The sequence below is a fragment of the Massilia sp. YIM B02443 genome (assembly GCF_030411955.1).
GTDB lineage: Bacteria > Pseudomonadota > Gammaproteobacteria > Burkholderiales > Burkholderiaceae_D > Telluria.
This window is the reverse complement of sequence record NZ_JASNRA010000011.1, coordinates 50,916-72,944: the sequence shown is the minus strand read 5'-3', so window position 1 is coordinate 72,944 and position 22,029 is coordinate 50,916. Positions and strand designations below refer to the sequence as shown.

Annotated in this window: 25 protein-coding genes; 17 read left to right on the top strand and 8 right to left on the bottom strand. The window is 66.8% G+C overall.

Going from position 1 to position 22,029, the window contains the following annotated elements; all coding sequences use genetic code 11:
* Window positions 1-66: 66 nt before the first annotated feature.
* Genes QPK27_RS13105 through petA form a run of 3 tightly spaced genes read right to left on the bottom strand, consistent with a single transcriptional unit; the run spans window position 67 to window position 2,882 of the window.
* Window positions 67-831 (bottom strand): cytochrome c1, encoded by a 765-nt coding sequence (locus tag QPK27_RS13105; RefSeq protein ID WP_290418689.1) that lies wholly within the window; start codon window positions 829-831, stop codon window positions 67-69.
* Window positions 832-851: 20 nt separating this feature from the next.
* Window positions 852-2,264 carry a cytochrome b N-terminal domain-containing protein gene (locus QPK27_RS13100; RefSeq protein ID WP_290418688.1) on the bottom strand — a complete coding sequence of 471 codons (1,413 nt, stop codon included), beginning with the start codon at window positions 2,262-2,264 and terminating at the stop codon, window positions 852-854.
* 3 nt (window positions 2,265-2,267) lie between these two features.
* The gene (gene petA / locus QPK27_RS13095) at window positions 2,268-2,882 is read right to left on the bottom strand and encodes a ubiquinol-cytochrome c reductase iron-sulfur subunit (protein WP_290418687.1); all 615 of its coding nucleotides are present in this window, start codon (window positions 2,880-2,882) and stop codon (window positions 2,268-2,270) included.
* 243 nt (window positions 2,883-3,125) lie between these two features.
* Here petA and mscL point away from each other — a divergent pair, with 243 nt between their 5' ends.
* The 4 genes from mscL to QPK27_RS13075 all read left to right on the top strand — a co-directional run bounded on the left by mscL (window position 3,126) and on the right by QPK27_RS13075 (window position 5,887).
* Window positions 3,126-3,572 (top strand): large conductance mechanosensitive channel protein MscL, encoded by a 447-nt coding sequence (gene mscL, locus QPK27_RS13090; protein ID WP_290418686.1) that lies wholly within the window; start codon window positions 3,126-3,128, stop codon window positions 3,570-3,572.
* A gap of 63 nt (window positions 3,573-3,635) precedes the next feature.
* Complete coding sequence (locus QPK27_RS13085; protein WP_290418777.1) at window positions 3,636-4,784, top strand: Do family serine endopeptidase; 1,149 nt, start codon at window positions 3,636-3,638, stop codon at window positions 4,782-4,784.
* Window positions 4,785-4,805: 21 nt separating this feature from the next.
* Entirely contained in the window at window positions 4,806-5,498 is a 693-nt protein-coding gene (locus tag QPK27_RS13080) for a DUF2461 domain-containing protein (protein WP_290418685.1), read from the top strand.
* 11 nt (window positions 5,499-5,509) lie between these two features.
* Entirely contained in the window at window positions 5,510-5,887 is a 378-nt protein-coding gene (locus QPK27_RS13075) for a cupin domain-containing protein (protein ID WP_290418684.1), read from the top strand.
* Between the two features lie 248 nt (window positions 5,888-6,135).
* Here QPK27_RS13075 and QPK27_RS13070 read toward each other — a convergent pair whose 3' ends face one another.
* The 5 genes from QPK27_RS13070 to QPK27_RS13050 form a co-directional block, all read right to left on the bottom strand.
* A complete protein-coding gene (locus tag QPK27_RS13070) occupies window positions 6,136-7,167 on the bottom strand; it encodes an NAD(P)H-dependent glycerol-3-phosphate dehydrogenase (protein WP_290418683.1) in 1,032 nt (343 codons plus the stop codon).
* 41 nt (window positions 7,168-7,208) lie between these two features.
* The gene (locus QPK27_RS13065) at window positions 7,209-7,685 is read right to left on the bottom strand and encodes an SH3 domain-containing protein (RefSeq protein ID WP_290418682.1); all 477 of its coding nucleotides are present in this window, start codon (window positions 7,683-7,685) and stop codon (window positions 7,209-7,211) included.
* 86 nt (window positions 7,686-7,771) lie between these two features.
* On the bottom strand, window positions 7,772-8,233 hold the full coding sequence (gene secB, locus QPK27_RS13060) for a protein-export chaperone SecB (RefSeq protein ID WP_290418681.1): 462 nt from the start codon (window positions 8,231-8,233) through the stop codon (window positions 7,772-7,774).
* A gap of 246 nt (window positions 8,234-8,479) precedes the next feature.
* Window positions 8,480-8,743, bottom strand: a complete 264-nt coding sequence (gene grxC / locus QPK27_RS13055) for a glutaredoxin 3 (RefSeq protein ID WP_290418680.1) — start codon at window positions 8,741-8,743, stop codon at window positions 8,480-8,482.
* Between the two features lie 43 nt (window positions 8,744-8,786).
* The gene (locus QPK27_RS13050) at window positions 8,787-9,188 is read right to left on the bottom strand and encodes a rhodanese-like domain-containing protein (protein WP_290418679.1); all 402 of its coding nucleotides are present in this window, start codon (window positions 9,186-9,188) and stop codon (window positions 8,787-8,789) included.
* Between the two features lie 92 nt (window positions 9,189-9,280).
* On the opposite strand from QPK27_RS13050, the gene gpmA reads away from it, so the two are divergent.
* The 13 genes from gpmA (at window position 9,281) to gspD (ending at window position 22,010) form a co-directional block, all read left to right on the top strand.
* Window positions 9,281-10,027 (top strand): 2,3-diphosphoglycerate-dependent phosphoglycerate mutase, encoded by a 747-nt coding sequence (gene gpmA / locus QPK27_RS13045; RefSeq protein WP_290418678.1) that lies wholly within the window; start codon window positions 9,281-9,283, stop codon window positions 10,025-10,027.
* 9 nt (window positions 10,028-10,036) lie between these two features.
* Complete coding sequence (locus QPK27_RS13040; protein WP_290418776.1) at window positions 10,037-11,506, top strand: murein hydrolase activator EnvC; 1,470 nt, start codon at window positions 10,037-10,039, stop codon at window positions 11,504-11,506.
* 37 nt (window positions 11,507-11,543) lie between these two features.
* Entirely contained in the window at window positions 11,544-13,019 is a 1,476-nt protein-coding gene (locus tag QPK27_RS13035) for a S41 family peptidase (protein ID WP_290418677.1), read from the top strand.
* Window positions 13,020-13,090: 71 nt separating this feature from the next.
* A complete protein-coding gene (locus QPK27_RS13030) occupies window positions 13,091-13,858 on the top strand; it encodes a HesA/MoeB/ThiF family protein (protein ID WP_290418676.1) in 768 nt (255 codons plus the stop codon).
* A gap of 163 nt (window positions 13,859-14,021) precedes the next feature.
* The gene (gspG, locus tag QPK27_RS13025; protein WP_290418675.1) at window positions 14,022-14,477 is read left to right on the top strand and encodes a type II secretion system major pseudopilin GspG; all 456 of its coding nucleotides are present in this window, start codon (window positions 14,022-14,024) and stop codon (window positions 14,475-14,477) included.
* A gap of 8 nt (window positions 14,478-14,485) precedes the next feature.
* On the top strand, window positions 14,486-14,980 hold the full coding sequence (gspH, locus tag QPK27_RS13020; RefSeq protein ID WP_290418674.1) for a type II secretion system minor pseudopilin GspH: 495 nt from the start codon (window positions 14,486-14,488) through the stop codon (window positions 14,978-14,980).
* Between the two features lie 5 nt (window positions 14,981-14,985).
* On the top strand, window positions 14,986-15,363 hold the full coding sequence (gene gspI / locus QPK27_RS13015) for a type II secretion system minor pseudopilin GspI (protein WP_374047061.1): 378 nt from the start codon (window positions 14,986-14,988) through the stop codon (window positions 15,361-15,363).
* A complete protein-coding gene (locus QPK27_RS13010) occupies window positions 15,360-16,043 on the top strand; it encodes a type II secretion system protein J (RefSeq protein WP_290418672.1) in 684 nt (227 codons plus the stop codon). The genes gspI and QPK27_RS13010 overlap by 4 nt, the downstream gene beginning before the upstream one ends.
* Complete coding sequence (gspK, locus tag QPK27_RS13005) at window positions 16,043-17,026, top strand: type II secretion system minor pseudopilin GspK (RefSeq protein ID WP_290418671.1); 984 nt, start codon at window positions 16,043-16,045, stop codon at window positions 17,024-17,026. Before QPK27_RS13010 ends, gspK begins: the two co-directional genes overlap by 1 nt.
* Before the next feature lie 16 nt (window positions 17,027-17,042).
* A complete protein-coding gene (gene gspL / locus QPK27_RS13000; RefSeq protein WP_290418670.1) occupies window positions 17,043-18,293 on the top strand; it encodes a type II secretion system protein GspL in 1,251 nt (416 codons plus the stop codon).
* On the top strand, window positions 18,290-18,808 hold the full coding sequence (gene gspM / locus QPK27_RS12995; protein WP_290418669.1) for a type II secretion system protein GspM: 519 nt from the start codon (window positions 18,290-18,292) through the stop codon (window positions 18,806-18,808). The genes gspL and gspM overlap by 4 nt, the downstream gene beginning before the upstream one ends.
* Window positions 18,805-19,578, top strand: a complete 774-nt coding sequence (gene gspN / locus QPK27_RS12990) for a type II secretion system protein N (RefSeq protein ID WP_290418668.1) — start codon at window positions 18,805-18,807, stop codon at window positions 19,576-19,578. The genes gspM and gspN overlap by 4 nt, the downstream gene beginning before the upstream one ends.
* Window positions 19,578-22,010, top strand: coding sequence for a type II secretion system secretin GspD (gene gspD / locus QPK27_RS12985; RefSeq protein ID WP_290418667.1), 2,433 nt, complete (start codon window positions 19,578-19,580; stop codon window positions 22,008-22,010). The genes gspN and gspD overlap by 1 nt, the downstream gene beginning before the upstream one ends.
* Window positions 22,011-22,029 lie beyond the last annotated feature (19 nt).

Genomic DNA, 22,029 nt, shown 5'->3' with positions numbered 1-22,029 from the left:
AGCGCCAAGCACTCACCCCAGAGAAATGATTGCCCGTATTATAGCCAACCGGGCAATGAAAGCGAATTACTTCACTTGTTTCCAGTACGATTCGTTCAAGCGCCAGGCCAAAAACGAGAAGATCGACAGGAAAATCAGCACCACCACACCCAGCCTTTTACGCGTATGTTGCGCCGGCTCAGCCATCCACGACAGGTAGGCAACCAGGTCGGCGGTGGCGGTGTCGAAGTCTTGCTGGCTCATGGTTCCCGGCTCCACCTGTTCGAAGCCGGCGAAGGCGTGCACCGTCTTGCCCGGCTCGTGCGGATCCGGTTGATCGGTGAACCTGGCGGCGCGTATCCCCTGTTGCTGCCACATCGCGTGCGGCATGGCCACGTTCGGCACCACCATATTGTTCCAGCCGGTCGGGCGGGTATCGTCCTTGTAGAAGGTGCGCAGGTAGGTGTACAGGTAGTCCGCGCCCGAGCCCGCCGGCGACGACTTGGCGCGCGCGATCACCGACAGGTCCGGCGGCACCGCGCCGAACCAGGCGCGCGCATCGTCAGGCCGCATGGCGGTGGTCATCATGGCGCCGACCTTGTCGGCAGAAAACAACAGATTGTTCTTGATCTGCTCGTCGTTCAGGCCCAGGTCGCGCAGCCGGTTGTAGCGCATCGCCGACGCCGAGTGGCAGTTGAGGCAGTAATTGACGAAGATTTTGGCGCCGTTCTGCAGCGACGCCAGGTCGTTGCGCTCCGGTGCGCGGTCCAGCGGGTAGCCGCCTTCCGCCGCGAATGCCAGTCCCGGCACCAGCGCCAGGACCGCGATCAGTTTCTTTGCAAAAACTTTCATGGATTGTCCTCGGTCCGGGTTCAGTGCGGCGTGAAGGTCAGGCGCGTCGGCAGCGGCTTGAACGTGCCCATCGTGCTCCACCATGGCATCAGGAGGAAGAACGCGAAATAGGCCAGCGTGCAGGCCTGCGAGATGATGGTGAAGGCCGGCGTCGGCAGCTGGGTGCCGAGGTAGCCGAGCGTCACGAACACCAGCGCGAACACGATGTACAGGTAGCTGTGCCAGGAAGGGCGGTAGCGCAGCGAGCGCGCCGGCGAATGGTCGAGCCATGGCAGGAAGGCCAGGATCACGACCGACGAGCCGAACAGCACCACGCCCCAGAACTTGGCGTCCAGCACCTGCGGCAGCATGCCGACGATCAGCAGGATGCCGATCACGGCGATCGCCACCTTGGTGCGGTAGGCCAGCTTCGACTTGAGCCAGATAAAGACCACCATGGCCGCGACCGCGGCCATCACCACGTACATGAAGTCGGCCGTGGTGGCGCGCAGCACCGAGTAGAACGGCGTGAAGTACCAGGTCGGGGCGATGTGCGGCGGCGTCTTCATCGAATCGGCCGGCAGGAAGTTGTTGTACTCGAGGAAGTAGCCGCCCATCTCGGGCGCGAAGAACACCACCGCCGAGAACAAGAGCAGGAACACCGAGACGCCGAACAGGTCCTTGGTGGTGTAGTAAGGGTGCGACGGAATCGCGTCCAGCGGATGGCCGTCCTCGCCCAGGTGCTGCTTGACCTCGATGCCGTCCGGATTGTTGGAGCCGACTTCGTGCAGTGCGATCAGGTGCGCCGCCACCAGGCCCAGGATTACCAGCGGCAGGGCAATCACGTGGAAGGCGAAGAAGCGGTTCAGGGTGGCGTCCGACACCACGTAGTCGCCGCGGATCCACTCCGACAGATCCGGGCCGATCACGGGAATCGCGCCGAACAGGTTGACGATCACCTGCGCGCCCCAGTACGACATCTGGCCCCACGGCAGCAGGTAGCCGAAGAAGGCTTCGGCCATCAGGCACAGGAAGATGGCGAAGCCGAACAGCCAGATCAGCTCGCGCGGCTTGCGGTACGAGCCGTACATCAGCGAGCGCGCCATGTGCAGGTAGACCACGATGAAGAAGGCCGAAGCGCCGGTCGAGTGCATGTAGCGCACCAGCCAGCCCCACGGCACTTCGCGCATGATGTATTCGACCGAGCCGAAGGCGAGCGCCGCGTCCGGCTTGTAGTGCATGGTGAGAAAAATGCCGGTGACGATCTGCAGCACCAGCACCAGCATCGATAGCGAGCCGAACAGGTACCAGACGTTGAAGTTCTTCGGCGCGTAGTACTTGCCCCATTGGTCATTCCACAGCTTCGACAGCGGAAAGCGGTCATCGACCCAGGCCAGCGCTTTTGCGCTGGCCGGTGCGTCGGCGGGTAGCTTGGTCTCCTCGTATGCGCCCATTTTTTATGCCTCGCCTTTCTCGTCCTTGCCGATCACCAGTTTGGTATCGGAGAGATACATGTACGGGGGAACGTCCATATTCGTCGGCGCCGGCTTGTTCTTGAACACGCGCGCCGACAAGTCGAAGGTGGAGCCGTGGCAGGGGCACAGGAAGCCGCCCGGCCAGTCGTCCGGCAGGTTCGGCTGCGGGCCCGAGGCCAGGCGCGAGGAGGGCGAGCAGCCCAGGTGCGAGCAGATCCCGACCGTGACCAGCACTTCGGGGTGCTCCTTGCGCGCGCGCTGGGGATTCTTGCAGTATTCCGGCATCGGCAGCTGGAATTCTTTTTCCGATGCGGGGTCGGCCAGTTCGCCCTCGTCCTTGGTAAGGGTGGCCATCATCTCGGGTGTGCGGCGCAGGATCCAGACCGGCTTGCCGCGCCATTCGACGACTTTCATCGCGCCCGGCGCGACGTCCGAGATGTCGACTTCGACCGGCGCGCCGGCCGCTTTGGCGCGCTCGGAAGGCTGGAAGGTGCTGACCAGGGCTCCCGCCGTGGCTACTCCGACGACGCCGCCGGCCGCGCATGTGGCGACCAGCAAGCCGCGTCGACCTGAATCGACCTGCTTTTCAATACTCATACCAACCCCATTTCCGTGAATATACGAATTTTAAGAATTAATACAGAGCTTCCAGCATCGAAAATTATATGTGATTGGCAATACCTGTTGGAAAAAATTGTCACGGTTATATGCGTAAAAAATGTGCAGGTGCAGCAAAAATGACGGGTGCATAAGCAGGCCCGCGGCGACCAGTCAAACGCGCCCGCGTGGGCCTTCGGGTATCATGCAATCGCTTGTATCAATAACAATGAAGGGAATCCAATGGCGATGTTGGAAGAGTTCAAGAAATTTGCCATGCGCGGCAATGTGGTCGACCTGGCCGTGGGCGTGATCATTGGCGGCGCGTTCGGCCGCATCGTGGATTCGCTGGTGCAGGACGTCATCATGCCGCCGATCGGGAAACTGTTCGGCGGTCTCGATTTCGCCAACTATTATATTCCTCTCAACCACCAGCCCTATCACCTGCCGCTGGCCGAAGCCAAGAAGGCGGGCGCGGTGCTGGCTTACGGGAATTTCCTCACGATCTTGCTGAATTTCATCCTGCTGGCCTTTGTGATTTTCCAGATGGTGCGCCTGATTAACCGCCTGCGCGGTCCGGCCGAAGCCGCGGCCGCCAAGCCGGCGCCGACGCCGGAAGACATTTTGCTGCTGCGCGAGATCAGGGACTCCCTGAAAAACGACAAACGCGATCCGAAAGACGCGCTCTAACGCCTGACCGAAAGAAAAGAAGTGAAAGACGACGTACTCCACGACCTGCGGCGGCCGCATCCGTTGCGCCGCTTCTGGCTGCTGTTCGCGCAGACGGTCACGGTGGCGCTTGCGCTGTGGTTCGTGGTGGCCGCGCTGAAACCGGAATGGCTGGAGGGCAAACCGAAGCAGGTGCAGGTCGGCGGCCCCGGCAACGGCGTGCCGGTGCTGCAGGCCCCGAGCCAGCCGGTGGCGGGCAGTTTTCGCGACGCTGCCGCCAAGGCCATGCCGGCGGTGGTCAACATCTACACCAGCAAGGCGTCGCGCCAGTCGCATCCGCTGCTGAAGGACCCGTTCTTCCGCCGCTTTTTTGGGGACCGCGCGCCGCCCGACGAGCAGCTGGCCAGCCTCGGCTCGGGCGTGATCGTCAGCAGCGACGGTTATATTTTGACCAATTTCCACGTAATCGACGGGGCCGACGCGATCGAGGTCGGCCTGGCCGACGGCCGCAAGGCGCAGGCGCGCATTGTCGGCACCGATCCCGAGACCGACCTGGCCGTGATCCGGATCAAGGAAGACAAGCTGCCGGTGATGGCCTTGGGCGACCCGGAGCGGGCGCGTGTGGGCGACGTGGTGCTGGCGATCGGCAACCCGTTCGGCGTGGGCCAGACCGTCACCTTCGGCATCATCTCGGCGCTGGGGCGCAACAACCTGCACATCAACCACTTCGAGAACTTCATCCAGACCGACGCCGCGATCAATTTCGGCAACTCGGGCGGGGCGCTGGTCGACACCAACGGCAACCTGCTGGGCATCAATGCCGCGATCTATTCGCAGACCGGCGGCTCGGTCGGCATCGGCTTCGCGATTCCCGTCTCCACCGCCAAGATGGTGCTGGAATCGATCGTCGAGCACGGCGCCGTGGTGCGCGGCTGGATCGGCATCGAATCGCAGGACATCACGCCCGAGCTGGCCGACAGCTTCGGGTTGCCCAAGCGCAGCGGCGCGATCATCGCCGGCGTGGTGCGCGGCAGCCCGGCCGAGCGCGCCGGCATCCTGCCGGGCGACATCCTGGTGGCGGTGGCCGGCGAACCGGTGGCCGACACCAGCGAGATGCTGAACCTGATCGCCCGTCTCGAACCGGGCGCCAAGACCCCGATGACCATCCTGCGCAAGCGGCGCGAAGCGACGCTCGACGTGACCGTTGGCCGCCGCCCGCGCCAGACGCCGTAACATCCACTTTCCAGACCGAACATGCACCTGCGCGACCTGACGCAATACCTGACCGAACTGCACCAGACCAACAACCGTCCCTGGTTCATCATGAACAAGCCGCGCTACGACATCCTGCGCGAAGAGTTCGAAGAGGTGGTGACGGAACTGATCCGCGCGATCACCAGGTTTGACAAGGCGGTAGCGGCCTGCAATCCCAAGAAAGCCATGTTCCGGATCAACCGCGACATCCGTTTTTCGAACGACAAGACGCCTTATAAAACGCGCTTTTCGGCCGGCATCACGCCCAACGACAAGCGCCGTCCCAGCGCCGGCGGCGGCTCGACCTATTACTTCCAGATCGAGCGCAACGGCAAGCTGGGCATCGGCGTGGGCGAATACCTGCCGCCGGCGCCGCGCCTGAAGGCGATCCGCGAGCACGTGGTCAACGATGCGACGGGATTTACCAAAGTGTTGAAGAATAAGCATCTCCGCGCCACCTACGGCGACCTGCTGGACGAGGACAAGTTGCAGCGTCCTCCGAAGGGCTTCGACCCGGATCATCCGCTGGTCGAGTACCTGAAGCTGAAGAGCTTTTTCGTGTGGACCGAAGTGGATCTGGAGCTCAACGCGCCGGAGAAACTGGTGCCGCGGCTGGCGCAGGGATTCGAGGACGCCTTCGCGCTGGTCACCTGGCTGCGCGGAGTGCCTGAACAACAAGCAGACGACGAATAGAGGAGGGCGACATGGCCTTGCAACACGCAGTATCGGGCGAGAAGATCGCATTGCAGCGCGGCGACGACGACATCGCCCATTTCACCTCGGTGGCGCTGGTCAAGACCGAGCACATGGAACTGATCCGGCTGGTGCTGCCGACCGAACGGCCGATCCCCGAGCACAAGGTGGATGGCGAAGTGACGCTGCAATGCCTGGAAGGCGAGATCGCGGTCGACGCCCACGGGCGCACGGTGACGTTGCAGCCGAACGAGATGCTGTACCTGGCGGGCGGCGAGCCGCATACGATTCGCGCCACCAGAGATGCGGTGGCCCTGATGACCATCCTGATGGGGCCGGTGCGCTCGGGCGGGCCGACGCACGATCCGCGCGGGGCGGCGAACTCATGATGTTGGCGGGCGACGTGATGACGTTGTCGGCCGACGATTGAAGGTATTGGTGTGCTGCGAACTTGGGTCCCCGCCTTCGCGGGGATGATGTTGGTTCAGCGTGGGGAGTAGGACAGTTTGCGACTTCGGCCGCAGAAAGTCCGCCACATCGGCCTAAGCCACCTCACTAAAAACCGTCGTTCCCGCGAAGGCGAGAACCCAAGTTCGGCATCAACGGCCACGACCAACAATCGTGGCCAAATACAGCATCAAGCCACTTCAATGCGCGGATCACGCGCCAGCAGCCTTGCCGCCATCTCCCCCGCATCCACGCCATCGAACAACACCCCGGCCACCGCCTCGGTGATCGGCATATCCACTCCCATCCCGCGCGCCAGTTCGCGCACCGCCTTGGCACACGGCACGCCTTCCGCCACGTGCCCCAGTTCGGCGACGATGGTGTCGAGCGCCTTGCCCTGCGCCAGCGCCAGCCCCACGCGCCGGTTGCGCGACAGGTCGCCGGTGCAGGTCAGGATCAGGTCGCCCATCCCGCTCAAGCCCATGAAAGTGCCCGGCTGCGCCCCCAGCGCCACGCCCAGGCGGGTAATCTCGGCAAGGCCGCGCGTGATCAGGGCCGCGCGCGCATTCAATCCCAGGCCAAGGCCGTCGGCGGTGCCGGTGGCGATCGCCATCACGTTCTTCACTGCGCCGCCCACTTCCACGCCGACCATGTCGTCGCACGAGTAGACGCGCAGGTTGTCGCCGTGCGCCGCCGCCACCACGCGTTCGCGCAGTTCGGACGATGCGGAGGCAACGGTCAGCGCGCACGGCAGCGCACGCGCCACTTCCTGCGCGAACGACGGCCCCGACAATGCCGCGCCCGGCACGCTGTCGCCCAGCACTTGCGCCACTACCTGGTGCGGCAGCAGGCCGGTGCCGGCCTCGAAGCCCTTGCACAGCCACACCACGTTCGGGATCGCGCGGCCGCGCAATTGCTCCAGCAGCGGACGCAGGCCGGCCACCGGGCTGGCCAGGATCAGGATCGGCGCGCTGTCCGCCGGCGCCTCGACCACATGCGCCAGCGCCGCCTCGAAGTCGGCGCTCACCTTCAGGCTGTCCGGCAGCGGATGGCCCTTCAGGTAGGCCAGGTTGTCGCGCGCGGCGTCCATCTCGGCCATCTGCTGCGGATTGCGGCCCCACAGCAGCACGTCGTGGCGGCCGGCAAGCGCGATGGCGACGGCAGTGCCCCAGGCGCCGGCGCCGAGGACGGTGATCTTGGAAGGGGATTTATTCTGTTGCATGGTACTCCTGGAGTGAATCTGGGCCGAACCGATTGGACTGGCTACAGGCCCCAGAGGTCGGTGGCCCTGATATAGCCGGCGATGCCGTCGCGATGGCGCACGCGCGCCCATGGCGCGGCATTCGGATCGACCAGTTCGAGCAGTACGCCCTTGTCGGCGGTCATCAATACCGCCGCGCCGTCGTTCGGACCGGCATGGACCCGGGCGCCCGGCGTGCGCACCAGCACGTTGCGCCGGGCGACCAGGCTGCGTGCCTGGGTCCAGGCCACGTCGCCGTTCATGTCGCGCACCTTGACCCATTCGCCGTACGCCAGCATCACCTGCAGCGGCATGCCGGGCGGCGCCAGGTAGCGCTTGACGCCGGTCGCCGAGGGGGTGTCGTACAGGATCGCCGGGTTGGCGCCGACGGTCCGGAAGTCGAAGGCCGAGGCCGAGGCGCATGGCGCGACCAGCGATGCCAGCGGCAACGCCAATGCGGCGGCCAGGGTTGTGCTTACGAAAGGGCGGGAAGGGAACATGGCGGGCCTGGGTTGTGGGTGGAACCGGGACGCCGGAGAGGCTGGAACTGATGCGGGCGCAGCCGTGCTGCGCCCGCGGGCAAGACTTAGTTTGCCGGTGCGGCGGCGGCGGCTTCGGCCATGGCCTGGGCGCGCTGCTGGTAGAACGCTTCGAAGTTGATCTCGGCCAGGTGCACTGGCGGGAAGCCGGCACGGCTGATCACGTCGGCGATGTTGGCGCGCAGGTACGGGTAGATGATGTTCGGGCAGCCGATGCCCAGCAGCGGATCCATCTGGTCAGCCGGGATGTTGCGGGCTTCGAAGATGCCAGCCTGCTTGCCTTCGACCAGGAACGCAACCTTGTCCTTGACCTTGGCGGTCACGGTGATGGTGACGGTCGATTCGTAGATGCCTTCGGCGATGCTTTCAGCGCCCACGTCGAGCGACACTTCGATGGCCGGAGCTTCCTGTTCCAGGAAGATCGACGGCGAATTCGGTTGTTCCAGCGACATGTCTTTCAGGTAGACGCGTTGGATTTGGAATACTGGTTGCAGGTTTTCGTCAGACATGGAACGCTTTCTAATAATAGTAAGGAGCGGATCGCCGCCCCGGGTACTGGGTCGGTCGCGACTGCGGGGCCAAACGCGGACAATTGTAGCAAAATCAATTTGCTTGCAATAGGCGTTTTAGAGGTCACGGACAGAATCGTAACTAACCAACCCGACCTGCATCAGGCCGTTTCAGCCACCAGTCACGCGGCGATCGGAATCGGTGCATCGCTTGCCGCGCACCGATTCCGACCGCCGCGTCCCAGCTTACTCCTCCTTCAGCAGCGGGTCCAGACGGCCCGCCTGGTCCAGCGCATACAGGTCATCGAAACCGCCGACGTGGGTTTCGCCCACATAAATCTGCGGCACGGTGCGGCGGCCGGTGCGCTGCATCATGATCTGGCGCTGTTCCGGATCGAGGTCGATGCGGATGCGTTCGATGTCGGTCACGCCCTTGGCTTCGAGCAGGCGCTCGGCGCGCACGCAGTAAGGGCAGCTGGCGGTGTGGTACAGAACGACGTGGGCTGACATGGTGTTTCCTTCCTTATCTTGATCAGGCTACTCGCCCGATCGGTTACTTGGTTACCGGCAAACCAGCAGCGATCCAGGCCGCCTGGCCGCCTTCCAGGGCGTAGACGTCCTCGAAGCCGGCCGCCTGCAGCTGGCGCGCGGCCTTGTCGGCGCGGGCGCCGGTCTGGCAGACCACCACCACGGTGCGGTTTTTCGACTTGTCCAGTTCGCCGATGCGATTGGCCAAGTCTGCCAGCGGGATGTGTTTCGCGTCGCGCAGGTGGCCTGCAGCGAACTCGTCCGCACTGCGCACGTCCACGACGACCGTCTTGCCGCGGTTGATCATCTGCGTCAGCTGCAGCGGCGTGGCGCGCTTTCCGCGCGGCGCCAGGGCCGGCCACAGCAGGGCGCCGCCCGAGATCACGGCGATCGCCACAATGAAAATATTATCGACTATGAAATTCACAAGGCTTCCGTTTGGTTGAACTGAATCGGAGCATTATAAAATAGATGCCGGACCGGACTTCAACCAGAAATTTTTCCCCGAGAAGAGACCACATGTACAAGATCGTATTCATGCGCCATGGCGAATCCACCTGGAACCTGGAAAACCGCTTCACCGGCTGGACCGACGTCGACCTGACCGACAAAGGCGTGGCTGAGGCGAAAACCGCCGGCCGCGTGCTCAAGGAAGCCGGCTTCACCTTCGACGTCGCCTACACGTCCGTGCTCAAGCGCGCGATCCGCACCCTGTGGCTGGCGATGGACGAGATGGACATGATGTATCTGCCGGTCAAGAACGACTGGCGCCTGAACGAGCGTCACTACGGCGCCCTGCAGGGCCTGGACAAGGCCGAGACGGCCGCGAAATTCGGCGACGAGCAGGTGCTGGTATGGCGCCGCAGCTACGACACCCCGCCGCCGGCGCTGGAAAAGGGCGACGAGCGCACCTCGTTCAAGGACCCGCGCTACGCGTCGCTGGACGCATCCCAGATCCCGCTCACCGAATGCCTGAAGGACACCGTGGCGCGCGTGATGCCGGCCTGGGACGAAGAAATCGCGCCGGCCATCCGCGCCGGCAAGAAGATCCTGATCTCGGCGCACGGCAATAGCCTGCGCGCCATCATCAAGATGCTGGACAACATCAGCGACGCCGACATCGTCGGCCTGAACATCCCCAACGGCCAGCCGCTGGTGTATGAGCTGGACGCCGACCTCAAGCCGATCAAGCATTACTACCTGGGCGACCAGGAAGCGATCGCCGCCGCCATGGCGGCCGTGGCCAACCAAGGGAAGGCGAAGTAAGTCTTGCGTTTGCCATTCACGAAGTACGGCGGCGCGCTGCTGTCCACGCTGCTGGCGGTCGCGCTCTCGGGCGCGTTCGCCACGGACGCCTGGGCCCAGCGCCAGACCGAGCGCAGCCGCCAGAAGGCGGCGGCCGAGAAACAGCGCGCCGGCATCCAGCAAAAGCTGGAAGCGATCAAGCGCGACATCAGCCGCACCGAAAGCGCCAAGGAAGACGCCGCCGACACGCTGGCCGAATCCGAAGCCGCGATCTCGGACGCCAACCGCGCGCTGCGCGACCTCGACGCCGAGCAGGGCGAGACCAACACGCGCCTGCAAGACCTGGCGCGCCAGGGCGCCGAGCTCGAGCAGACGATCGCTGCCCAGAAGAAGCAGCTTGGCAAGCTGATGCGCGAACACTACGTGGCCGGCAACGAAGACCGCATCAAGCTGCTGCTGTCGGGCGACAACCCGAACCGCATCAGCCGCGATTTGCAACTGATGGCGTATGTCTCGCAGGCCCAGGCGCGCCTGCTGGAGTCGCTGCGCGGCAACCTGGCCCAGGTCGAGGCCAACCGCGACAAGGTCGAGAACGCCCAGCAAGAGCTGGAAGAAATCGCCCAGGAACAGCGCGACCAGAAAGCGCTGCTGGAAAAGGAAAAGGCGCGCCGCGCTGCCTTGCTCAATTCGCTGTCGAGCCAGCTGGCCGACCAGCGCAAGCAGGCCAGCCGCCTGGAGCAGGATGAAGAACGCATGTCGGGCCTGGTCGACCGCCTGACGCGCCTGATCCGCGAACAGGCCGAAGCCGAGCGCAAGCGCCAGATCGCGCTGGCCGCGGCCAAAGCCAAGGCTGCAGCGGAAGCCAAGGCCAGGGCCGAAGCCCGGGCCCGCGCGCTGGCCCAGGCGCGCGCCAAGGCCGCGGCCGAACGGGCCGAGCGCGAACGCATCGCGCGCCAGAACGCCAAGCCGGGCGCCAAGCAGGAGCCGCTTCCGGCGCCGCGCGAGGAAGAGCCGGTCATCGCCGAGCAGCCGCGTCCGGTCGAAAAACCGGTGGCCGAGACCGCGCCACCGCCGGAAGTCACCCTGGCCCCGGCCGCACCGAACGGCGCCTTCGTGGCCATGAAAGGCCGCATGGGCGCGCCGGTCAGCGGCAGCGTGGTGGCGCGCTTCGGCGGACGCCGCGGCGACGGTCCGACCTGGAAGGGCACTTTCATCAAGGCCGCCGAAGGGTCCGAAGTGCGCGCGGTGGCGGCAGGCCGCATCGTGCACGCCGACTGGATGCGCGGCTTCGGCAACCTGATCATCATCGATCACGGCGGCGAATACCTGTCGATCTACGGAAACAACCAGACCTTGCTGAAACGCCTGGGCGACACGGTGCGCGCCGGCGAGACCATCGCCAGCGCGGGCAACACCGGCGGCAACGAGGAATCGGGGCTATACTTTGAGCTCAGGCATCGCGGCAAGGCCTTCGACCCGGCAGGATGGGTCAGATTCTAGAACCGACGGTCAATCAAGAGTAAGCACAGGCGAACACATGGGCAAAGCAAAGCAATTCGGCTTCATCGGACTGGGCATGGCGCTGGGCGTGGCCGCCTCGTTCCAGTTCTCGGCCCATGCGCAGAAGGCCGCCGCCACGGCGCCGCTGCCGCTCGACGAGCTGCGCCAGCTGGCCGATGTGTATGGCCTGATCAAGACCGACTACGTGGAACCGGTCGAAGACAAGAAACTCTTGAGCGAAGCGATCGGCGGCATGGTCGCCTCGCTCGACCCGCATTCCACTTACCTCGACGCCAAGGCCTTCCGCGACATGCGCGAGGCGGTGCAGGGCAAGTTCGTCGGCGTCGGCGTCGAGATCTCGAACGAGGACGGCGCCATCAAGGTGGTGTCGCCGATCGAGGATACGCCGGCCTATAAAGCCGGCATCAAGGCGGGCGACCTGATCACCCGCATCGACAACGTCCCGGTGCGCAATATGTCGGCCGACGAAGCGATCAAGCGCATGCGCGGCAAGGTCGGCAGCAAGGTCACCCTGACCATCGCCCGCCCCGGCGAGGACAAGCCGTGGGTGGTGCCGGTGGCGCGCGAGCAGATCAACGTACAGAGCGTCAAGGCCAAGATGGTCGAGCCCGGCTACGCCTGGGTGCGCGTGAGCCAGTTCCAGGAAAACACCCTGGAAGAGCTGGCCAAGAAGACCAAGGCGCTGTACGCCGAACAGCCCGACATCAAGGGCCTGGTGCTCGACCTGCGCAACGATCCCGGCGGCCTGCTGCCGGGCGCGATCGGCGTCTCGGCCGCCTTCCTGCCGAAGCCCGACCAGGTGATCGTCACCACCAAGGGGCAATTGCCCGACTCGAACCAGGCCTTCTACGGCCGGCGCGAATTCTACGCCCAGCGCGGCGACCCGCTGGCCGGCCTGCCGGCCGGCCTCAAGACGGTGCCGATGGTGGTGCTGGTCAATGGCGGCTCGGCCTCGGCTTCCGAGATCGTGGCCGGCGCGCTGCAGGACTACCAGCGCGCGATCGTGATGGGCAGCCGCACCTTCGGCAAGGGCTCGGTGCAGACGCTGCGCCAACTGTCCGCCGACACCGCGATCAAGCTGACCACGGCGCGCTACTACACGCCGAAGGGCCGCCCGATCCAGGCCACCGGCGTCACGCCCGACATGCGGGTGGACGAAAGCGCCGAAGGCGACCTGCTCAACGCGCTGCGGGTGCGCGAATCGGACCTGCAGCGCCACCTGATGGGCGAGGGCGAGAAGAAAGAAGCCGCTGGCAAGGAAGTCACGGCCAACCTGGCGCAGCAGCAGCGCGCCCTGGCCCTGCTGAAAGACCGCAAGCCGCTCGAGTTCGGCGGCAAGGACGATTTCCAGCTGGCGCAGGCGCTCAACCATTTCAAGGGACTGCCGGTGCAGCTGGCCAAGGGTGTGCCGGAAGAGCAGAAGGTGGCGCCGAAGGCGTTGCCGGGGGCGGAGCACAAGCCGCCTGAGCTGAATGCAGCGCCGAAGAAATAACGCCATGTGATTGGGTGCGCTCGAATCCTCGCCGACCGGGAATTCAGGCGCACTGCAGGTTCCACCACCCGATGAACGACACCCAACTCCTGCGCTACTCGCGCCACATCCTGCTCGACGAGATCGGCATCGAAGGCCAGCAGCGCCTGCTCTACGCCCACGCCGTGATCATCGGCGCCGGCGGCCTCGGTTCGCCCGCCGCCCTGTATCTGGCGTCAAGCGGCATCGGCCGCATCACCCTGGTCGACGACGACACGGTCGACCTCACCAACCTGCAGCGCCAGGTGATGCACACCACCGAACGCATCGGCCAGCCGAAAGCCGAGTCCGGCCGCGCAGCCCTGCTCGCCATCAACCCCGAGATCGAGGTCACCGCCTTGCGCGAACGCGCCGGCCCTGCGCGCCTGCTGGAACTGGCGCGCTCGGCCACGGTCGTACTCGACTGCAGCGACAACTTCGCCACCCGCCATGCCGTCAACCGCGCCTGCATGGAGGCCGGCACGCCGCTGGTCTCGGGCGCCGTGATCCGCTTCGACGGCCAGTTGTCGGTGTTCGATCCGCGCCAGCCGGAAGCCCCGTGCTACGCCTGCGTCTTTCCCGAAGATAGTGGCGCCGAGGACGTTGCCTGTAGCACCATGGGCGTGTTCGCGCCGCTGGTCGGGGTGGTCGGCACGGTCCAGGCGGCCGAGGCGATGAAGCTGGTGATCGGCATCGGCAAGCCGCTGGTGGGACGCCTGCTGCTGCTCGACGGACGCGCCATGGAGTGGACCGCGATCGGCGTGGCGCGCAATCCGGCCTGCCCGGTGTGCGCGGCGCGACCGCACGCGCCGGCCCGGTAAGCGACCGACAAGCAGGACTTAGCGGTGGCTTAGCGGGTCCGATTAAAGGTGTCGGCCCCGGCGAAGGTGGCTTACAATTGCACACCCACGGCCGGTACGGTTGTCATAATTCGGGCTTATACTGTTCCGGTTCCACCGATTCACCTGCCTAGAAACTATGTATATGGATTCGCAACGCACCTTGCATCACTCCCGCGCCGCCAAGCGTTCACGCGGCTTCACCCTGGTCGAGATCATGGTCGTCGTGGTCATCATCGGCATCCTCGGCGCGCTGGTCGTGCCCAAGCTGCTGGGCCGTACCGGCGAGTCGCGCGTGACCGCGGCCCGGGTCGACATCGCCACCATGATGCAGGCCCTCAAGCTGTACAAGCTCGACAACCAGCGCTACCCGACCACCGAACAGGGCCTGAACGCCCTGATCACCAAGCCGACCGCTGGTCCGGCCGCCAACGGCTGGAAGGCTGGCGGCTACATCGAGAAGCTGCCGAAGGATCCGTGGGGCGCGCCGTACCAGTACCTGTCGCCCGGCATCCACGGTGAAGTCGACGTGTTCTCGTTCGGCGCCGACGGCCAGGCCGGCGGCACCGGCGAAGACGCCGACGTCGGTTCCTGGGAATAATTCGTCCCATGGCGGCCCGGTCCGCTCGTCGCCCGCAGCGTGCCGGCGCCCGCGCCGGCTTTACCCTGGTCGAGCTGCTGGTGGTGATGGTCATCATCGGCATCACGCTCGGGCTGGCCACGCTCAACGCCATTCCCAGCCCGCGCCAGGACCTGCAACAGGAAGCCCAGCGCCTGGCACTGCTGTTGCAGCTGGCGCGCGACGAAGCCATCGTGCGCAACCGCCTGGTGGCGTTCGAGGCGAATGGCGAGCGCTACCGCTTCATGGTGCGCGGCGACACTGGCTGGGAGCCGGTCACGCGCGACGACCTGCTGCGCGAACGTCAGTTCAAGAACGCGCCGCTGCGGCTGGTGCTCGAACCGGCCGGCACGGGCGGCCCGGACCTGATGCGCATCACCTTCGGCCGCGAGCCGGTCGACAAGCCCTTCATCCTGACCCTGGCCTCGGGCGCCAACGCGGTCGCGATCCGCGCCGACGGGGTCGGCCATTTCACCGTCGAATGAACACCATGCCACGCCGTCCATCCGGATTCACGCTGCTCGAAGTGCTGGTGGCGCTGGTCATCGTCGGCACCGCGCTGGCCGCCGGCCTGCGCGCGGTCGGCAGCCTGACCTCGAACAGCGCCGGCCTGCGCGCCTCGATGATGGCGACCTGGTCGGCCGAGAACCGGCTGGTGCAGATCCGCATCGGGCGCGAATTCCCCGCCGTCGGCAAGCGCAGCTTCCCCTGCCCGCAGGGCGACCTCAACCTGGTGTGCGAGGAAGAAGTCCTGACCAGCCCCAACCCACTGTTGCGCCGCATCGAAGTTTCGGTATTCGATGCCGACAATCCCGGCCGCCGTATTGTCAAACTGATCCAATTGGTCCTGAGGCCGTCACCGGTATGAATGCGGGCATCCACCACAAGCGGCGGCGCGCCGGCTTCACCCTGGTCGAGCTGCTGGTGGCGATCGGCATCCTGGCCATGGTCGCGGTGCTCGGCTGGCGCGGGCTGGACGGCATCGTGCGCGCGCGCGTGGCGCTCACGGCCGACATGGAAACCACGCGCGGCATGCAGCTGGCGTTTGCCCAGATGCAGAGCGATTGCGAGCACCTGGCCGGCGCCGACGTCATGGCGCGCCGCGCCACGCTGCAGTGGGGCCTTGACCGCCTGACCCTGGTGCGCAAGGCGTACGTCGAGAACGAACCGTCGCGCCTGCAGGTGGTGAGCTACCGCGTGGTCGGCGGCCAGCTGCTGCGGCGCGAGTCGCCCGGCACGCGCGACCTGGCCCAGGTCGAGCAGCTGTGGCAGGCGATGCTCACCGACGCCCCGGCCGAGAACGCGCCGGCGGTGGTGCTGCAGACCGGCGTGGCGTCGATGGCGGTGCAGGGCTGGCTCAATGGCGCCTGGCGCGATGACCTGACCCAGCGCGGCAATCAGGACGGCCAGGATGGCCAGGCCGGCCAGCCGCTGCAGCCGACGGCGCCGGCGGGCGAGATCGTGCTGCCGACCGGGGTGCGGGTGGCGCTCACGGTGCCGGGTCTGGCCCAGCCGATGCTCAAGGCCTTCCTGCTGGGAGGCACCTGATGCGCTGTTTCTCGACGGATCTGCGGCGCCAGCGCGGCGTGGCGGTGGTCACCGCGCTGCTCCTGACCACGCTGGCGGTATCGATCGTGGCCAGCCTGTTCTGGCAACAGCAGGTGCAGGTGCGCTCGATGGAAAACCAGCGCCTGCACCTGCAGACCAAGTGGATCCAGCGCGGCGCGCTCGACTGGGCCAGCGTGATCCTGCGCCAGAACTACGGCCAGCGCATCTCGCTCGACCAGGTGTGGGCCACGCCGCTGGCCGAGACCCGGCTCGACCAGTACATCGAACGCGAGCGGGTCGAAGGTGAAAATTTCGCCGCCACGCTGTCGGGCCAGATTTCTGATGCCTGCTCGCGTTACAATCTGAACAACCTGGCCAGCCAGGGCATCCGCGACCCGCTGCAGGTCGAGGTGCTGCAACGCTTGCTGACCAACCTGCGGCTGGAAGCGCGCCTGGCGCGCCCGATCGCCGACTTCGTCGCCAACGGCCAGCCGCTGGCGCCGCAGGAAGATCCGTCCAAGCCGGTGGTCATCCCGGCCGGACGCACCGGCACGCAAATGCCGCTGCTGCGGGTGGACGACTTGCTGGCGGTGCAGGGCGTGACGCCGGAGACGGTCGAGCGCCTGCGTCCGTTCGTGATCGTGCTGCCCGCCGGGGGCACCAGGGTCAACGTCAACACTGCGCCGGCCGAGGTGCTGGCGGCGGTGCTGCCGGGCTATTCGCTGTCCGAGGCGAACACCCTGGTCGAGCGCCGCAAGCGCGCGCCGTGGAACGACGAAGCGCAGTTGCGCACGGAATTGAAGGCCACGCCGGAGATGCAGGAAGCGCAGTTCGACGTCAGGAGCGATTATTTCCTGGTGCAGAGCCGCATCCGGCTCGACCGCGCGGCGCTGGACGCCGAATCGCTGGTGCGGCGCGGCGGCGGTATCGCGCCGATGATCAGCGGCGGCGGGGTGTCGGTGATCTGGACCCGCCAGAACTAGAAGAAAGCGAGACGGTTTGAGTACACTTTATATTCGGCATCCGGCCCGCGCCCAGGGCGAAGGCGCGCTGTGCCGCTTCGCCCTGGCGCTCGACAACGGCGCCATCGGGCAGCAGGGCGAAGGCCAGTTGCGCAATCTGGGCGACCTGGTCGCCGCCAGCCGGCGCGTGGTGCTGCTGCTGGCCGCCAGCGACGTCACCCTGCTGGTCGTGCAGGCCCCGCCACTTAGCGGCGCGCGCCTGCGCGCGGCCTTGCCGGCCCTGGTCGAAGAACACGTGCTGGGCGACCCCGAGGATTGCGTGCTGGTGGCCGGCCCGGCGCTGCCCGACGGCCGCCGTCCGGTGGCGGTGGTGCAGCAGGCCTGGCTCGAGCCGCTCGTACGCATCCTGCTGTCGATGGGCGCGCGCGCGGTGGCGGCGGTGCCGGAACAACTGTGCCTGCCGCTGCAGCCGGGCAGCGTCAGCGCCGCCATCGGCCACGGAGAATTGATCCTGCGCGGGAGCCAGTACGAAGGCCTGGGCCTGTCGCTGGACGGCAGCGCCCAGGCCGCGCTGCAGACTGCGCGCGCGCTGGCCGGAGATGCGCCGCTCACCCTGTACGTGGCGCATGATCAATTAGGCGAATACCAGATGCTGCTGGCCGAAGCCGGCCCCGGCATCACGCTCGAGGGTGACGACTGGGCGCACTGGATCGCGGGAGCGAAAAATGGTGGCGCGGCGCTCGACCTGGTGCCGGGGCTGGGCACGGCCGGCGTGGCGCGCCGTGACTGGCGCCGCTGGCGCTGGCCGATCCGGCTGGTGCTGCTGGCGGTGCTGGTGAACATCGTCGGCCTGAACGTCGAATGGCTGCGCCTGAAGCGCGAAGCCGACGCCGTGCGCCAGCAGATGACCCAGACCTTCCGCTCGGTGTATCCGAACCAGCCCGCGATCGACCCGGTGGCGCAGATGCGTCAGGGCATTGCGCGCGCGCGCGCCGGCAGCGGCGTGGCCGGCGCCGACGATTTCACCTGGGTCGCGGCCGCCTTCGGCGAAGCGCTGCGCACGCTGCCCAATCCGCCGGCGATCGCGGCCATGGAATTCCGCGAACGCGCGCTCACCGTGCGCCTGAAACCCGAGAGCTTCGATCCGGGCGCCGCCAGCGCGCTGAAGGCGGCGCTGGCGCCGCGCAACCTGAGCCTGGAAGAAACCGCCACCGCCACCTGGGTCATCCGTGCCGGCGGCGCCGCGTCGGCAGCCCCGGCCACCCCCCAACCTGGAACCACCTCATGAGCATCGCCACCAAAGCCGGCGAGCTGCGCGAACGCGCACTCGCCTACTGGATCGCGCGCACCGAGCAGGAGCGCAAATTCCTCGCCGTCGGCGCCGCCGTCGTGCTGCTGGCGCTGCTGTACCTGGTGCTGCTGGCGCCGGCCCTCGAAGGCCGCGAACAATTGCGCCGCTCGCTGCCCGAGCTGCGCCAGCAGGCCGCCCAGCTGCAGACCCTGGCCGGCGAAGCGCAGGCGCTGGCCGCCCAGCCGGCGGTCGAGGCGGCGCCGCTGACGCGCGAGGCGCTGGCCGCCAGCATGACCGCGCGCGGCCTGGATCCGGCCTCGCTCACCCTGACCGGCGAATACGCGCGCGTGCAATTGAATGGCGTGTCGTTCGCGAACGTCATGGCCTGGCTCGACGCCCAGCGCCGCGACAGCCGCCTCGACGTCCAGGACGCCCAGTTCAAGGCCCTGGCCACCCCGGGACAAGTCGACGCCACCCTGACGCTGCGCCAGAGCGGCAACGCCGCTTCATGAGGCGCGCGCTGACGTGGGGCCTGTTGGTGGCGCTGGCGGTGGTGGTGACCGTGCTGGCTTTTCTGCCCGCTGCCTGGCTCGGACCGATGGTCGAGCGCCAGACCGGGGGCCGTTTGACTCTGGGGGATGCGCAAGGTACGCTGTGGCGCGGCTCGGCCTTCGTGGGCGGCGCCCCGGGCGAGGGCGGGGCGGTGACGCCGCTGTTGCCGGGCCGGTTCAGCTGGCGCCTGTCGCCGCTGGTGGTGTTCGGCCAGGTCGACATGACGCTCGAGAACCCGCAGGCGCTGGCCAATCCGGTGCGCGTCAGCGGCAGCTGGTCGCAGTGGCAAGTTAGCAGCGGTGAGCTGTTGCTCCCGGCCGAGGGCTTGTCCGGCCTGGGCGCGCCGCTCAATACGCTGGCGCCGTCGGGCGCGATCCGCCTGTCGTGGAATACGCTCGACCTGCTGCGCCAGACCAACAGCGTGATCGTGCAGGGCCGCACTGTACTGTCGATGAGCAATATGGGCTCGCGCATGTCGCCAGTCAATCCGCTCGGCAGCTACGAAATGACGATGGACTGGCGCGGTCCGCAGGCCGATTTGACGCTGCGCACCGTGCGTGGCGCTCTGCTGCTGTCGGGCGCGGGGATGCTGCAAAATGGTCGCTTGCGCTTCAATGGCCAGGCCAGCGCCGCCGACGGCTACGAAGATACTCTAGGGAACATGTTGAACCTGCTGGGACAGCGCCGGATGGTGAACGGCAAAAACGTAATCGCACTCGAGTTCAGATAATGAATAAAACCAACCGTACCACCTCCGTCCAAACCCAACTGCCGGCCCTGCGCCGCCTGGCCGCCGGCGCCATGCTGTGCTGCGCCGCGACCACGCTGGCATTGCCGCTGCCGGCGCTGGCCCAGGAAAGCGCCAACGCCGCGGCGTTGAGCTTCGTGAACGCCGACATCGAATCGGTGATCAAGGCGATCGGCCACTACACCGGCATGACCTTCATCATCGACCCGCGCGTCAAGGGCACGCTGACCCTGGTCTCCGAAAAATCGCTGAGCAAGACCCAGGCCTTCGGGTTGCTGACCTCGGCGTTGCGCCTGCAGGGCTTCGCCGTGGTCACCAGTGGCGACGGCTACGCCAAGGTGGTGCCCGAGGCCGAGGCCAAGCTGCAATCCTCGCCGACCCAGGTCGGCGGCGTGCGCGCCAGCAAGGCCACCGGCGACCAGATCGCGACCCAGGTGTTCTACCTGTCGTACGAATCGGCGGCCAACCTCACCGCCGTGCTGCGTCCGCTGATCTCGCCCAACAACTCGATCATGGCGAATCCGGGCAACAACACCCTGGTGATCACCGACTACGCCGACAACCTGCGCCGCCTGGCGCGCATCATCGCCGCGCTCGATGCGCCGGTGGCGGCCGAGCTGGACGTGATCCCGGTGCGCAACGCGATCGCCAGCGACGTCGCGCAGCTGGTGTCGCGCCTGATGGAACCGGCCGCCGGCGGCGACTCGGGCCGGGTCACGGTGCTGGCCGATCCGCGCACCAACTCGGTGGTGGTGCGCGCGCCGTCGCAGGCGCGCGCCAACCTGGCCAAGAGCCTGATCGCGCGCCTGGACCAGCAAAGCTCGGCCCAGGGCAATATCCACGTGGTCTACCTGAAGAACGCCGACGCCAGCCGCGTGGCCCAGACCCTGCGCGCCGTGGTGTCGCAGGACGCATCGGCGGTGCCGGTGCAGCAGCAGGGCACCTCGGGCAGCTCGATCACTTCCGCCACCGGCAGCCAGAACAACGGTGGCGGCGGCCTCGGCGGCCAGCAGGGCCAGCAGAGCAGCACCGGCATGGGCGGCACCGGCAACACCTTCGGCCAGCAGAGCCAGCTCACTGCGCAGGGCGCCGGCGGCGGCCAGGGCTCCGGCTTCATCCAGGCCGACGCCTCCACCAACAGCCTGATCATCACGGCGCCGGACGCGGTCTACCGCAACCTGCGCGCCGTCATCGACCAGCTCGACGTGCGCCGCGCCCAGGTCTACATCGAGGCGCTGGTGGTCGAGGTCACCTCCAATAAAGCCTCCGAATTCGGCGTGCAGTGGGTCGGCGCCAGCGGCGACTCGGACAGCAAGTACCGCGTCGGCGGCCTGCAGAACTTCAGCGGCGGCGGCAGCAGCAACAGCATCGTCAACCTGGCGCTGGCGGCCAGCCAGGGCACCAGCGGCACCTCGGTGCCGTCGCTGCCGAGCGGCCTGACCTTCGGCCTGTTCCGCCAGGTCGGCGGCGAGCTGGGCCTGGGAGCGGTGGCGCGCGCCCTTGAAACCGACGGCAACGCCAACATCTTGTCCACACCGAACATGATTACGCTGGACAACGAGCTGGCGACCATCAAGGTCGGCCAGAACGTGCCGATCATCACCGGCTCGTATGCGACCAACACCACCACCGGCGGCGGCAACCCGTTCCAGACCGTCGACCGCCAGGACGTCGGCCTGCTGCTGAAAGTACGGCCGCAGATCTCGGAAGGCGGCACCATCAAGATGGCGATCTACCACGAGAATTCGAGCGTCGACGCTTCGACCCGCAACGCGGCCTCGGGTTTGACCACCAATGTGCGCGCGATCGAGAGCAACGTGCTGGCCGACGACGGCCAGATCATCGTGCTGGGCGGCCTGATCGAAGACACCGAGGGCGACGGCGAAGAGAAGGTGCGCGGCCTGGGCGACATCCCGGTGCTGGGCAATCTGTTCAAGTACCGCACCCGCACCCGCAACAAGACCAACCTGATGGTGTTCCTGCGCCCGGTGGTGGTGCGCAGCAAGGACGCCTCGAATTCGATCGCGATGGACCGCTACGAATACATGCGCGCCGCCGGCGCCGCCGGCCAGCCGGAAAGCTCGGCCCTGCTGCGCGACCTCGGCGCGCCGCTGCTGCCGCCATTGACCGGCGGCCAGCCGCCGGCGGGCGGCAACATGGCCACCGTGCCGGTGCAGGCGCAACCGCCGGTCCAGGCCGCGCCGGGCGCGTCGCTCGACGGCGCCGCCCGTCCGGGGACGGGTGCGCCGGGAGCACGGACGCCGGGCGCCGGCATGCCGGGTGCAAGCTTCCCGGGCGGGATCGCACCGGCCACCACCCCAGCGGCAGGAACTGTTCCCGGCGCAGCGGTGTCTGAGCAAGGCCCCGCCAACGTGCCGGCTTCGCAGTCCCGGCCGCTTAATTCGGGTCAATGACCCAACGATCCTAAAGTGA